Origin of the sequence: Muricoccus harenae, from assembly GCF_009848505.1 — a bacterium.
Taxonomy (GTDB): Bacteria; Pseudomonadota; Alphaproteobacteria; order Acetobacterales; family Acetobacteraceae; genus Roseomonas; species Roseomonas harenae.
In genome coordinates this window covers 1-10,537 of record NZ_WWDL01000063.1, presented here as the reverse complement: position 1 = coordinate 10,537, position 10,537 = coordinate 1, and the positions used below count along the sequence as shown (strand labels likewise).

Sequence of the window (10,537 nt, the reverse complement as noted above, 5' to 3'; positions counted from 1 at the left end):
GTTCGGATAGCGTAGGCTGCCGGTGTCGTGCCACAAGCGGCGGATCGTCTGGACCGCGAAGGCCGCGGTGTCATGGTCCATGCCGACACTGACCCAACCCGCATTGGCGGCGAGATCGTAGATGCCACAGGGCACCGCCCGCCCCAGCTCCTTGATGAGGAAGTCATGCACGCGGACTTCCTCCGGCTCGCCTCGTGGGCGCCATTCGCGTCCGGCGTTCTTGAAGTCGCCGACCAGTTCCTTCTTCTTCGTGTCGACGGAAATCACCGGCTGCTGCTCGGCCAGCGCCCGGGTCACACTGTCGTTGATATGGGCGAACTGCGCGTCGCGGTCTGGATGGCTGCCGCCCTCGCGGGTCTTGCGGTTGCCCTGCAAGCTGAACTTCTGCTGCTTCAGCACCTCGCCGACCACGGTGTGGCTGATCCGATGGCCACGTTCCGCCAATTCTGCCGCCAGGCGGCGCAGGCCCTTGCAGGTCCAGCGCAGCAGCGACATCGGGTCGCCCCGCTCGCTCAGCGACACCAGCGCCAACAAATCGCCCACCAGCGTCGCCTCCGTCATCGCCAGGGGCTTACGTCCGCCACCCGGACGGCGCACCCGTCCAGCTTCCGGCGGCACAACGCTGTCCAGTTCCAGCAAGCCGCGGCCGATCGTGCTGGCCGCAATCCCGGTCGCCCGCGACACCGCCGCGATGCCGCCATACCCGGCCGCACGCGCCTCGCTCGCCGCCAACAACCGGCGCGCCCGCTCATTCAGATGCGGTGACAGCAGTGCAAACCGCGCTCGGATTACCTTGGGATCGATCATCCCAACAGGCTATGGGATCGCCAACGATACAGGAATCCTGTCGAACACCCCCGCTCAACCCGATTCCGTTATTGCCTGACGAGCCCTTAGTGCCTCTCTCGACCAGAGCGCCTCGACCAGTGAACGTGGCGGCGGCCATCGATCTGGCTGCGCTGGCGCTGGTGTTTCGCTCCTGTGAGGCTGACGGCAAACCGCACTACGATGTCCTCGACCGCTGCTACCTGAACGAGGCAGTGGTACTGGATGCACGGTACCCCTCCTATCCGGGCTGCCTGCGAAGAGTCGGCTGATCGTCACCCCGGGCAATGAAACCGACATGCAGACGGTTGAGAAGGACCTCCGTAGCTTGGTCGCATGGTTCCGGATCAAGAGCTTTGCCTTTGACCCCTGGCAGGCGCGGCAGATGCGCCAGTCCCTCGCCGCCGACGGCCTGCCTGTGGTCGAGTTCCCCATGCGCAGCAGATGTGGGGCGGGAGGGCACTTAGTGACTGTTTGAGGAATCAGCGATGGGCGACCCTTCGCAGGAGGAGGGCGCCCATGGCGACATGGATCGTGGCCTCGGATAGATCGGGCGTCGCTCGTAGTCCCGGACGAGGCGGCGCCAGCGGATCATCCAGCCGAAGGTTCTCTCCACCACCCGGCGGCGCGGGAGGACCCCGGGAACCCGGCCTTCGGGTCGGACCTGCGGACGATCTCGACGACGAGATCGAGAAACGTGGCCTTGTCCATCAGCTTCGTCCGGTCATGGCCCGCATTCGCGAAGAGGTGCTTCAGCCACGGCCAGTGGCGGCGGATGGTCCGGAACAGCAGGCGCCGGACGAAACGCCGAAACCACCAGTACACTGTCTGCCAAGGCCCGAAGTGGACCGGCAGCCCCCGGCGCTCCGGGCCAGGTGGCGAATGGTGTTCCACACCTCGCGCAGGTCCACCGAGGGCTGGCGGCCCCGCCGCACGGGGCGCGGCAGCAGCGGTTCAATCCGCGCCCACTCCTCGTCCGTCAGGTCAGACGGGGAGCGCTTCGTCTTGCGGGCAAGCTCGGCCATCCGCCCACATGTCTCTCGGGGCCACATCTCGAGCTTGAATCACCCCGCCCGAGCCATGCCCAGACATTCTCAAACAGTCACTTAGCGAGTTTGGAACTCACGTAGCCGGTGCCAGTATTCATCGGCACCCCCTTCGGGACTCCCCTCCTGCTGCCATAACACGTAGGCACGCTCACGGAGATGCTGGTCGAGAGCACGATGCCAGTATTCGTCCGCTCGCCCTTCTAGACGGCCTTCCTGTTCCCAAAGAAAATAGGCGCGTTCGCGGACGGCCTGTTCCAAGCCAAGTTTTGTTTCTGACGTGGTGCTTATCTCGTCACCGTAGGGTTGCATCGGGCCTCCCCGGCTGAGGTGCATCCGAGCGGTTAAGCTTCCGAGTTCAGCATCAGGGACCAACTGTCCATGAGCAGCCGCCTCCAACGCCTTGGCCTCGTATTCAGCATCGCTGACATCTCCACCCGACTTATCGAGTGTGATGGGGTAGGTGTGAATGACCATTCCATGGCTGTCTAATACGTCCACCAGACGCTCTGCCATTACACTGTTCCTTTCCCAACTGTACCGCCCGCGGTTATCGACCTATCGTGTCACAGTGTGTGCGGCGGGAGCCGCAGTTGAAAGCTGATCCTGCTGGACGACATCGGGCAGTCTGAACCTGCGGAGCTGCCGAGGAAGTAAGCATGGTGAGTAGACACCACAAGCCGGAGCGAGCCGCCCGGAATACTTCCAGCACCACCGCCCAGCCCTGCTCCATCATCCTTGTCACCACGGTCGGGCTCCCCGGAAGCGGCCCACAATGAATTTCCGGTCAGCAAGTCAGGGAAGCCAGCCCGAGTTCAACTCTCCGGAATCCGTCCACAAGGCCCGGCCGCACTTGGCGTGCGGTTGAGCGCCAGAACTGTGGAGCAAACCTCTCTAGGCCACGGCGGGCTAGCACAGGGCTAAGACTCCAAGAGTTTCTCGACCGCTGTGACCAGCTCCGCCCGCGAGATGGGCTTCGCCAGCAGCGGGTGCTCCCGGTGCGCCGGATGGCCGCAGATCCGCAGGTCGCCCGTGGCGAACAGATAAGGCACGTCAAGCTCATTGAGCCGGTCCGCCACCGGGTAGACCGTATCACCGCCGCCCAAATTGATGTCCAGCACCGCACCGTCGAGCCCGCTGGCCTCATTCTCGATGAGCTCAAGAGCCTGCTCCACACTGGACACAGGTCCAAGGACCTCGGCTCCCGCTCCCGACAGCCATCGCTCCAGCTCGACGACGATCAGATACTCATCCTCGACGAGGAGGATCCGGCGGCCGACCAGCGGTCGTGTGGCTTCGGGCATCAAACCTCGCATGCGGGCTGGGGCGATGGACATGACAGAACTTTCTGGCCGTCATCGTAGTCTGGGTCAGTTGATCGGCAACTCAATGCGGCAGCGGACGCCGCCCTCGCCCAGCACGTATTCGGTCCGGCCGCGGAGCGCATAGGACAGCCCCCGCTCAATCAGCTCGCGACCATAGCCGCGCCGCGCCATATTCTCGGGCTGCAGGTCAACACCGCTCTCTGCCCAGGTCAGCGCAAGGCGGCGGCCCTTCTCATTTCGACTTACCGCCCAGCTGATGGCGAGCCGCCCCGCGCCTTCCCGCAGGGCCCCATACTTCACGGCATTGGTGGTCAGCTCGTGCAAGGCCAGGGTGAAGTTCTGCACCTGCTGGGAGGTGAGGTGCACCTCCGGGCCGGAGACCAGCACCTTCGGAGGCCTCGCCTCCACATGGGCCGCAAGCTCGGCCTGAACCAGCGCGCCAATCTCGGCGGTGTCGCTACCGAACTGGCTGAGCAGGCCCTGTGCCCGGCTGAGCGCCTTGAGCCGGGCGTGGTAGGCCTCGACGGCCTCACCCTCACCCAGCGTCTTGGAGGCGACCGCGGCCACCACGCCGAGAAGGTTGCGGCTGCGATGCTGCAACTCGGCAACCAGCACCTCCAGCCGGGCGGCGTTTTCGCGCAGCTGCTCCTCTGTCCGGCGGCGCTCAGTGACGTCCTGGCCGATCTTCAAGAAGCCAAGCAGCGTGCCGCTGGGGTCGCGCAGCGCGCGGATGGAACCCTCGATGAAGACGCGCCCGCCGTCCTTGCGAAGGTGCCAGCGGACATCCGGCGCAACACCCTCTTTGCGCGCCAACTCGAACTCCCATTCGTCCTGGCGGCTCTCCCGATCCTCAGGTGTGAAGATGATGGCGCCGGGCTGCCCGACTGCCTCCTCTGCCGTCCAGCCAAAGACGGCCTGAGCCCCGGGCAGCCAGTCGGTGATCCGGTCCTGCGGGTCGGTGAGGAAGATGGCGTAGTCGAGTACCGCTTCCACGGTGAGGCGGAAGCGCTCCTCAGTTGAGCGAAGGGCGCCAGCCATAAGCAGCCGGCCGATGGCTGGGCCGAGAATGGCGGCGTAGGTCCGCAGGAACTGCGTGTCCTCCTCATCGAAGTCGCGCGGTCGGACATCATCCACCTCGAGCAAGCCATAGGGTCGCCCGCCGGGGAGGAAGATAGGGACATTCGCCAGCGCGACCGCGCCGGCCTCCTTCATGAACAGCGGGACGTCGTAACGCGCCTCCTTAGCGATGTCCCGCGTCACGACCGGCTTGGCGGCCTTGATCGCGAAGGTCTCGGACGAGTGCTCCTGCATGGGCAGGCGCAGGTGACCCACGATGCCAGGAGCCCAGCCGACCGCGGCGCGCACCCATAGCGATTGCTCCTCGTGCTGGATCTCCAGGACCTTGGCCCGGCCGGTTCCGAGCGCCTCGCCCACCAGGCGGCAGGCCTCGGCAAGCACCCCTTCAAGATCCTCTGAGCGCAAGGCGAAGTCGCCGAAGTCGGCGAGCACCTGCTGTCGATTCAACATCCCCCCGAACTCGGCATCACAACTCCCCGCTCTGAAACGACCTTCTGACATCAGGGGGAGCGGCATCTCAGGTGCCATTCGGCACCCTAGCCATATGCATCAACGTGCGACGGGTTCTAAAGTATGACCGCCAATGGTCGCTCGATGGCCCTCTTACCCCATCCTAACTGGACTTTGGCCATTCAGGCGGCGAGGCAGAGAGCATAAGCGAAGCCCTCACGAAGGGCTGGCGGGAATTTCGCGGTTTAGACTAACTGCCGGAACACCACGAAAGTTTGCTCGCTCCAGATGGCCCTTCGTACCACGGCGAGCGTTCCGGCGAGGGCCGATTGCAGAGGTTGTGCGACGCGAACGCTGCCATGGATCCGCTGACTGACCGATTGGATCTGCCTGACAGTTCCTTGCTCCGCATGAACTTGGCGCCACAGGCTCAGGACGTTGACGTTCTCGATCCAGCCGAGACGGAGCCGCCGATCGCGGAACAGGTGTCCCACCGCAAGGTGAACGTCCTGCCGCGGCACCTCACCTTGGCACTCGGTCAGCTTCAGCTTCCTTGCCTGAGGTGGTCCCCATCGGCCGGACAGTTTGGCGGCCTGGTTAAGCTAGGCTCTGGTTTTCGTTAGGCCGCCAATCTCTCCATACTGCGCGTAGATCAACCGCATCAGCCAGGTTCAGCGGCGTTTCGCCCTGTGCCGGTAGTAGAACCCCGAGCGGCTGAGCGAGACCAACTCGCACTGCCGAACCATCGGCAGCGGCGGGTGATCGGGCTCGCTCATCTGCCGTCGTCGCTCCACGCTCATCGTACGGACGCTTCCGACAAAAGTCCCGTTCCACCAGGAGTTGCCCAACCTTGGCGTGCAGCTTCTCCACCTCGGCCTCCGTCGACTTTGCCGCCTCCTGCGCTGCCGTCTGGCCAGATAACACCCCGGCCATCCCCCCCCAAGGCCTGCCGCCTCCAATTGCCGACCATCGTGTGATGGATGCCGTGCTTGGCCGCCAGCTGCACCGCCGTCAGCTTACCCCGCAGCGCCTTCTTGGCCTTGAACAGGATCCATTCCGCGTATTGCGCTGATTAGCGCCGCTGTCGCGCATCAGGGCCGGCACTGATCCAGCTGCACAACTGCCGACCTCCTGACGCAACGAGCCCCGGCTGGATCTCTCCAGCCGGGGCCCGAAGCCCATCGCAACGCTTGCGCTGCTATGGTGATCTATGGAGCGACGGAGCCCGCCGCTCGGCCCTTAGGCCTGGCGCAAATTGCCGGCTGAGAGCTTGCCCTGCTGACCGCTCTGCACATCGTACTCGAGCTTGTCGCCCTCACGGACGTCCATGCCAGCCCGCTGAACGTCAGAGATGTGCAGGAAGACGTCGCTGGTGCCGTCCTCAGGCTGAATGAAGCCGTAGCCCTTGGTCGTGTTGAACCACTTAACGGTGCCGATAGACATGACTGATTCCGATCAAAACGGAATACCCATGCACAGTATTGCGCAAAGGATCATCTTCACTTTGGAACGAAAACAGACCCGGCACCCAAATGGAAGGGCAGGGGGAGCACACCGAAACAACGAACCTGACTCGCGTAATATGAGAAGTATTTTCCTTTCATGCAAGTCTTATTGTCTAGTCCTTCAGCATCAGGTGGCGGCGCTTCCGGCCAAGCATTGACATGACGGAACTCCCAGCTCAGCGCCCAAAATCGTCTACCTCATCGAGCACAGCTTGCGAGCCGAGGCGGTCAGCGATCCAGCAACCAGTCCAATGAGCGATAATGACCGCGCCGCGAGGGCTGACGGTTCCTCCTCGAATTTCTCCACCGGATGCATTGAACCAGCTATGCTTGCCCAAGCCGGGCTCCGAGAACCCACCGGCTTCAAAGCTCAGGCAAAGACCATCATGGCTAGCGAAGAAGCATGCGCGGCGGCTGTTATCCGCGATCACGTTGAGCCGCTCGTGCGAGCGAAGGGACATGTCCAACCCGTTGGCCCTACGTCTCAGTTCATGTGGAACGCGGGTTCATTCCGATTTGCGCTCCGGACGGCTTTGAGCCCAGAGCCATTGCTTTCCGACGCGCCGGCCTATGCCAAGGCTCAAGGCGAGACAGAAGCTCACCGGATGCTCCCGAACGGGATGGATATTTGGCACAACGAAAAGGTGCTGAGCATCGAATGGGACGCGGCCGAACTGAAGGTGATCAAGTTCGAACGAGGGCTTTGGGAGCAAGAAGTGCTGATGCTCGCCGAGGGTGCTCCGACGCAAGAGCATTTGGCGCAGCGCAAACTCTGACCCATGCTTGAGTGGTGTCTCGGCAATGTGGCCGGGCACCACGACGGCCGCGGCAATTTCTACCCGCCCGAGCCTCGGCCGGAGCAAAAGATCGATAGCGCCGCGGATCTCATCATGGTGCTCGGCCGTGCCATTAGCGGCCAAGCCCCCAGCCGGATGCGAATTGATGCTTGGCGAGGCAGCTGGTTCTATGAAGGGCTGCTCCGCATGAGCGGCTATTTTGTACTCATTTTACCACCGTGACGCCCCCTGACCTCCTGCAGTCCAAAGGCCGCACTGATTTCAGAATGCCAAGCTCTATGCTTGGGTTGGTACACGGCGACACGGCTCCGGAAGGCGTTATCGAGACAGGTGGCACCATTTCCATCATCGCAAATGGTTAACGCTCAGCGTCCATCATGCTGTCGATTGTCGGCGGTTCCGGATCCGATGCGAAAATCGGCTTCGATGTTCCATCCGCTTTTTGCAGCACGACGAAAGTCTCATTACCGTTGAGGCCCAGCTTTGAAGCCACTGCGACGGCGGCCTTGATCGCTCCGGCCTCTGACTTATAGCCGCCATAGGCCTTCCCACCTTCGCTGATCGTCCACTCCGAACCGGCTTGATGCACGGTGTAAATCGTCTTCGGCACGCTTTGGGCTTCCTCGCTGATAGAGTGGTGCGCAAGCTATGCTGACTCGGCCCAGAAGGCTACGCGGCAGGTCTCACCAGCCATCCATGCGCAGCGGATCCTACGGCCATTTTCACTGACGCCCTCATGACCTGAGGACGATTGTGAGCAGCCTGAGGCGCTTGGGTTCTCCCCCTAATCATCGCACCGCTGCCTAACGAGCGCCTTACATAACGGGGAACGCATGGCCAAGTAGAGGTTGAACTTCCTTTCGAGGCAACACCGTGTCTCAACCCGATGCATTCGCCCTAGGCCAATCAGAGCTCAACAGGTTCTTGTTCGCCAATGTCGGCGTTGAATCCAACGGAATGACGCTGAGCGTCCTCTCGATCCTTGCGCGCCTCGGACATGATCCCTGGCAGCAGGCGGGACAGCTGGCGGCACTGCCGAAGGCCGCCGCAGTGGACAGGCTGGCCAAGATCATTGCCACTGTGCCGGGCAGCCCCTGGCCGCCTCCAGATGCGAACGCGATCGCCACGCGCTTGGTCGCTCTTCTGCCGAAGCACCAAGACCTACCTACTGTTCCCGCAGCAAAGCTCGCGCTGAATGGTTTTCAGATGTCTTGGCCACGGGCGGTCTTGCTGACCCTGCTGGCGGTTGCCGTTGGTGCGACAATGCTGTCACTGGGCGGTGAGCAAGAGACAGTGCCTCATGGCAGCGCCTTCTCTATCGGAGCGAGCGAGCCACCAACCTCTCCCTGAGCACCTGCAGCAAGGGCGGGGTAGGCTGTGCTGCCTTCGAGCCAAGGGGCAGTGATCGAGCGCATCCGCGGGCGTGCCGGCCGGAAATCGCTTCAGACGCCACCGAACGCCCGGGCGAACTACCCGAGCTTCTTCTTTGCGTCAGCCCGCCGCTCGACGGCCTCAGCCGTCACCTCGTCAGATATGCTGGCAAGCGTGGCTTCGAGTGCAGTCGGTGAAGCTCCCGAGCTGGGAGATGCAGCTCGGCGAGCGGCCTCTTGCCTCAGCAGCTGCGCCGTTCTGGCTTCGCCTGCTTCCGGCGGCCCTTGGTCGTTGTCCATTTCGGAAATTCCAGAGATGTGGCTCGGATCGGGTGGCTAGCTGCGACCGCGTTCGCGAGGAGCGTTGGCGTGCGCTCTGGCAGCCTTGTTCCGGCGCGATCCCACACCCATGTAATGAGCTGCTGGCCGACATGTAAGATGCATGCGTCGCGACCTCCCTAGGAGAGACGCACCCGATGCCCACAGTTGGCGAATTTCACTGTTGTCTGCAGCTCTACTCGGCAGGCCGACGTGTCCCTTCCTGCTCCAGCGTGCGCCGCAGGTCTGTGACAGGTGCCGCTGCAGGGACTGCCCGGCGTGGCGGCTGGATAGGCATCGCGAGCCTCCAGGCCGTGCCTGGCCGGTTCCAACGCGCCCTGCTTGCACCGTTGATGATGACAGAACTGCGCCGAAGCGCGCCTCTCGGAAGCCGGATCAACTCGATCAGGCAAATACGACCTGACGTTCAGGTGATGATCCACTGCGTCCCTCAGATCTGATTGGAGAACAAGATGGCCAAAGGTCAGAAGCGAAGCAGCCGGGAGACCAAGAAGCCGAAATCGGTGAAGAAGCCGGCCACGGTGGCGGCAACCTCCTTTCTATCCCCACCCAGGGTGACCACGAAGCCGACTGGAACGAGCCGTTGACGCGCCCGCCCCTTAAGCCCCAGGCCACATTGGCTGAGCAGGAACTGCCACGCGTGCGGTTCGAAGTGCGCGACCGGACGCGACGCATCGTCTGCGCAGTCTCGGATGAGGCGCTCGAAGCAGTGTCCGACTTGGCTGCGCCTTCGACCGACACGATGCGCCGCCGTTCCTTCGATCGGTTTCGCAGCCTAATTGATACTGCCGCGAAGCTGAAGCTTTCCGCCATGCCGGGCGACTTTCCCGGCCCTGTGCTGCTTACGTCCGATGACCTGCGGCGCGTGCCGGCAGAGCAAGGCGTACCAGTCTTCGGTAGCAGCTCCTGGACGATGCGTCGCGCGTCCTAGTTGGACCCTGGCGGGGAGGTCCTCTGGAACCTGCTCCGTCTGTGGTTGAAGGACACAAGCACTTGCTTCAAGCCTCGGCCGGCGAAGTCCGGCCGAGGCCTTTCGTATTGGGCTGCTCCGCGCCTTGTGCGGAACCGGTCTTGCGGGCCTGGCCTAGTAGCCGGCGTCGGCCTCGTTACCGCTCATGCCGCGTCCGGACTGCCCGCTCCTCTCCACGTGCTCGGCCACCATGGCCTCCGTGGTAATCAGCAACCCGGCCACGGAGGCCGCATGCTGCAGGGCTGCCCGGACGACCTTCGTTGGGTCAATCACGCCAGCCTCGACGAGGTTCTTATGAACGCCGCCTTGCGCGTCAAAACCCCAGGCGTAGTCAGTATTCTCGAGCACCTTGCCGGAGATCACCGCGCCATCCTCGCCGGCGTTCTCAGCGATCTGCCGCAGCGGCGTCTGGATTGCGCGACGGACGATCTCAACCCCGTACTTCTGATCGGCGTTTGCGGGGTTCAGTTTCGAAAGGATCAGGCTGGCGCGCAGCAGGGCCACGCCACCACCCGGAACGATGCCTTCCTCGACCGCGGCGCGGGTTGCATGCAGCGCGTCGTCGACGCGATCCTTGCGCTCCTTTACCTCGACCTCGGAGGAACCGCCGACGCGGATGACGGCCACGCCGCCAGCCAGCTTCGCCAGGCGCTCCTGCAGCTTCTCGCGGTCGTAGTCCGAGGTGGTCTCCTCGATCTGCGCCTTGATCTGCTCGACGCGGCCCTGGATGGCCTCCTTCTCGCCGGCGCCGTCGATGATCGTGGTGTTCTCCTTCTCGATGCGAATGTTCTTCGCACGGCCGAGCTGGTTAAGCGTCACGGTCTCGAGCTTGA

At 63.3% G+C, this 10,537-nt stretch carries 10 protein-coding genes and 2 pseudogenes; 3 read left to right on the top strand and 9 right to left on the bottom strand.

From position 1 onward, the window contains the following. From GSE44_RS24450 to GSE44_RS24425, 7 genes and pseudogenes are all read right to left on the bottom strand, one after another. Positions 1-807, bottom strand: an 807-nt coding sequence (locus GSE44_RS24450; RefSeq protein WP_159351441.1) for an ISAzo13 family transposase, incomplete at its 3' end; no start/stop codon positions are given. A 500-nt stretch (positions 808-1,307) separates the two neighbouring features. Next, a pseudogene (locus GSE44_RS24445) lies at positions 1,308-1,877 on the bottom strand (transposase). Positions 1,878-1,931: 54 nt separating this feature from the next. Further along, positions 1,932-2,387, bottom strand: coding sequence for a DUF2934 domain-containing protein (locus tag GSE44_RS24440; RefSeq protein WP_159351440.1), 456 nt, complete (start codon positions 2,385-2,387; stop codon positions 1,932-1,934). Between the two features lie 404 nt (positions 2,388-2,791). After that, positions 2,792-3,208: a response regulator gene (locus GSE44_RS24435; protein ID WP_201306236.1), complete on the bottom strand. Its 417-nt coding sequence runs from the start codon at positions 3,206-3,208 to the stop codon at positions 2,792-2,794. A gap of 33 nt (positions 3,209-3,241) precedes the next feature. Beyond that, positions 3,242-4,723, bottom strand: a complete 1,482-nt coding sequence (locus GSE44_RS24430; RefSeq protein ID WP_159351439.1) for a sensor histidine kinase — start codon at positions 4,721-4,723, stop codon at positions 3,242-3,244. Between the two features lie 695 nt (positions 4,724-5,418). Then, positions 5,419-5,774, bottom strand: a pseudogene (locus GSE44_RS26025) (transposase); the annotation flags it as partial. A gap of 188 nt (positions 5,775-5,962) precedes the next feature. Next, on the bottom strand, positions 5,963-6,166 hold the full coding sequence (locus tag GSE44_RS24425; RefSeq protein WP_159351438.1) for a cold-shock protein: 204 nt from the start codon (positions 6,164-6,166) through the stop codon (positions 5,963-5,965). A 313-nt stretch (positions 6,167-6,479) separates the two neighbouring features. Between GSE44_RS24425 and GSE44_RS24420 the strand changes: the two genes are divergently transcribed. Beyond that, positions 6,480-7,004 (top strand): hypothetical protein, encoded by a 525-nt coding sequence (locus GSE44_RS24420; protein WP_159351437.1) that lies wholly within the window; start codon positions 6,480-6,482, stop codon positions 7,002-7,004. A 379-nt stretch (positions 7,005-7,383) separates the two neighbouring features. Here GSE44_RS24420 and GSE44_RS24415 read toward each other — a convergent pair whose 3' ends face one another. After that, positions 7,384-7,635, bottom strand: a complete 252-nt coding sequence (locus GSE44_RS24415; RefSeq protein WP_159351436.1) for a hypothetical protein — start codon at positions 7,633-7,635, stop codon at positions 7,384-7,386. A 263-nt stretch (positions 7,636-7,898) separates the two neighbouring features. On the opposite strand from GSE44_RS24415, the gene GSE44_RS24410 reads away from it, so the two are divergent. After that, the gene (locus tag GSE44_RS24410; RefSeq protein WP_159351435.1) at positions 7,899-8,375 is read left to right on the top strand and encodes a hypothetical protein; all 477 of its coding nucleotides are present in this window, start codon (positions 7,899-7,901) and stop codon (positions 8,373-8,375) included. A gap of 942 nt (positions 8,376-9,317) precedes the next feature. Beyond that, positions 9,318-9,665, top strand: coding sequence for a DUF1488 family protein (locus GSE44_RS24405; protein ID WP_159351434.1), 348 nt, complete (start codon positions 9,318-9,320; stop codon positions 9,663-9,665). Positions 9,666-9,818: 153 nt separating this feature from the next. On the opposite strand, the gene GSE44_RS24400 is transcribed toward GSE44_RS24405, so the two are convergent. Further along, positions 9,819-10,537 (bottom strand): TCP-1/cpn60 chaperonin family protein (locus GSE44_RS24400; RefSeq protein WP_328799105.1); only part of this gene is annotated, 719 nt, incomplete at its 5' end.

Coding starts and splice junctions, on each gene's coding strand:
- GSE44_RS24440 (WP_159351440.1), bottom strand. CDS start 2,387: ATGGCAGAGCGTCTGGTGGACGTATTAGACAGCCATGGAATGGTCATT.
- GSE44_RS24435 (WP_201306236.1), bottom strand. CDS start 3,208: ATGTCCATCGCCCCAGCCCGCATGCGAGGTTTGATGCCCGAAGCCACA.
- GSE44_RS24430 (WP_159351439.1), bottom strand. CDS start 4,723: ATGTTGAATCGACAGCAGGTGCTCGCCGACTTCGGCGACTTCGCCTTG.
- GSE44_RS24425 (WP_159351438.1), bottom strand. CDS start 6,166: ATGTCTATCGGCACCGTTAAGTGGTTCAACACGACCAAGGGCTACGGC.
- GSE44_RS24420 (WP_159351437.1), top strand. CDS start 6,480: ATGAGCGATAATGACCGCGCCGCGAGGGCTGACGGTTCCTCCTCGAAT.